Here is a 2,471-nt window from a genome sequence, read left to right on the forward strand (position 1 = left end):
TGTTTGTGTCAAGCTCGGGCTTTCAATTGAGGCAGCGGTTCTTTTCACACGTGGCAAGGAAAGGTTTCAGGTTTGGCAAAGGCGTGCCTCTTTCTCTCTTTGGCTTTGCCTCTTAGCCCCTTCGGGCCATAGGCGAGGCCTCCATCCTCTTCGTCGGCCCCTCGAACACGACCAGGTGGCCGTAGTGGACGATTCGGTCGATCATGGCAGCCGCCATCTGGTCGTCGGTCAGGATCTTTCCCCACCTGCTGAACTCAAGATTCGTGGTCACGATAAGGCTTCTCCTCTCGTAGCACTTGTTCACCACCTGGTACAGGAGCTTGGCGCCATCTTGGTTTATGGGAAGGTACCCAAGCTCGTCCAGTATCACCAGATCGGCCCTCTCGACCTCTTTGAACACCTTCTCCAAGGTTCCCTCGGCTTCGGCCTTGGTCATCCTCACGACGAGGTCGGCGATCGTCGTGAACATCACCGTCATCCCCATGGCGCAGGCTGCGGTTCCGCACGCTATGGCCATGTGGGTCTTGCCGTTCCCCACGCCGCCGTACAGGACGAGGTTCTGCTTGTCTGCAATGAACCTGCAGCTCTCGATGCCCCCGCGTCCGATCTCCTCCGGCACCTTTACCCTCGACCAGTCGTACCCTTCGAAGGTCTTGGGGACCGGGAACTTGGCCCGTTTCAGCAGCCGCCCCCTCCTGCTCTCCTCTCTCCAGGAGAGCTCCTCCTCGAACATGCCTGCCAAGAACCTGAGCTCTGCGGCCGTCGACTCCGACGCGTACTTCTCCGCAGTGTGGTTGGATAGCATCACGGCCCTGAACCCTCTTCTCACCGCGCTCTCCAGGTCGCCTCGCGCGCTCATGCGGCGTCACCTCCGAGCATCCTGTCGTAGACAGTGAGATCCGGGCCGACGTCGGGCTCCGTCCCAAGGCCGAACCCGCCCATCCTCGCGAGCATCATCTCCACGTCGGAGGGCCTGGCTCTCCCCGTTGAGGCCAGCACCTCGGAGATAGCGGCACCGACGTCCTCGACCGAGCTCTCCCTGCACCACCTGCGCATGCACACGATCAGGTCCTTTCTGGCAGCCGACTCCAGCGCGTCCACATGGGCCCTCACGTCTGCGGGCATGGCGGCCCTGACCGCCGAGTTGCGCCATGCGCCGGGCTTCCTCACCAGCAACGCCAGCTGGGACACGGCCTCCGGCCCGTTCTTCGCGGCCCCGAACCTCCTCGCGTGCTCCGCCACGATCTCGCCCGCGGCGTCCGCGAACGCGACGGTGTGGGCGCCGTACACGGCGGTGACGGTGCCGGAAGCCTGTCTGTGGCCCACATGGTAGCGGTGGCCGCCGTCGACGGTGGCGTCGCCGCGCTTGTCCACCGACACGCCGGTGACGAATCGCATGCAGCTGAAGGGCTTGGCGGGCAGGGGCGGCATCGCCGACCTGTCCCTCTCGAACAGCTCCGACCATGTCAGCCCCTTCTCGTAGTGGCGGTTCGAACCCGAGCCCGAGCAGCGGCTGAGCAGCTCCGCGTTGAACAGCTCGATGTCGTCGACGCTGGGCGCAGGCGTGAACAGATGCTGGCGACACCAGTAGACCTTTCGCTCCACATTGCCCTTCTCGTTGCCGGCGCGGGGGTTGGCGTAGGTCGCCTCGAACCCGTAATGGGCCTTCATCCGGCGGAAGAGGTCCGCCTCGGTCACGCTTTGCCCGCGGCGCCTGCCGGCGCCCGTGGCGTTGTCGAAGACGATGCGGGTGGGAACGCAGCCGATGTGCTCGAAGATGTCGCGGAGGCCCTGGCACACGCACTCGCTGGTCTCGCCCGCGAAGAGCTGGCAGAAGCCCATGTTGGAGAAGGGGAAGCTGAGCACCAGGAAGTGCATCCTCACGCGCTCTCCCCCGGCCAGCACGTCGACGTCGCCGAAGTCGGCCTGCGCCTCCCCCGGCGCCCAGACAAGCTCCATATAGCAGTCGGACGCCGCGGATATCTCGGCCTTGCGCCTCCTCACGTAGTTCTTGACGGTTCCGTAGCCGCCGTCGTAGGCGGTCTCGTCCAGCAAGCGCTCGTATATGCGCTTTGCGCTGTGTCGCTGCTTGCGCCATACGCGCTGGTCGCCGAGCAGGATCTCGTCGACGAAGGGCTTGTAAGGGTCAAGGATCGACGGGCGCGATTGCAGGCTCGGGGCCTGCGGCGAGAAATCGTCCATCGCGATGTACTTGCGGATCGTCGGTTGGGATATCCCCGTCCTGCGCTGTATCTCCGCATTGGAGAGGCCCCTTCTCGACATCTCTCGTATACTTTCGATCATTGGCATGCTGATCATCCTTCCTGCCTCCTGTGCAATTGTCAGTTGGTAGCTGCAATTGCAACGGTAGGCCTAGCTGGTCGGCATGCCTTTGCCTTTTCTGAAATTCTTCGTTTCCGTAGATGAAAAGAATGGGTGCCGCACTAGCAACAATCAGATTGCCCTAAACA

At 63.1% G+C, this 2,471-nt stretch carries 2 protein-coding genes; both read right to left on the minus strand.

Going from position 1 to position 2,471, the window contains the following annotated elements:
- Positions 1–112 precede the first annotated feature (112 nt).
- Positions 113–859 (minus strand): IS21-like element helper ATPase IstB, encoded by a 747-nt coding sequence (gene istB / locus ACQRAP_RS08580; RefSeq protein ID WP_304202432.1) that lies wholly within the window; start codon positions 857–859, stop codon positions 113–115.
- On the minus strand, positions 856–2,310 hold the full coding sequence (istA, locus tag ACQRAP_RS08585; RefSeq protein ID WP_304202435.1) for an IS21 family transposase: 1,455 nt from the start codon (positions 2,308–2,310) through the stop codon (positions 856–858). The genes istB and istA overlap by 4 nt, the downstream gene beginning before the upstream one ends.
- Positions 2,311–2,471 lie beyond the last annotated feature (161 nt).

This window comes from Collinsella sp. SGI.180 (assembly GCF_050313455.1).
In the GTDB taxonomy this organism is placed as follows: domain Bacteria; phylum Actinomycetota; class Coriobacteriia; order Coriobacteriales; family Coriobacteriaceae; genus Collinsella.

Bases quoted from the DNA above. Each gene is read 5' to 3' on its own strand.
- istB (WP_304202432.1), bottom strand. From the start codon at position 859: ATGAGCGCGCGAGGCGACCTGGAGAGCGCGGTGAGAAGAGGGTTCAGG.
- istA (WP_304202435.1), bottom strand. From the start codon at position 2,310: ATGCCAATGATCGAAAGTATACGAGAGATGTCGAGAAGGGGCCTCTCC.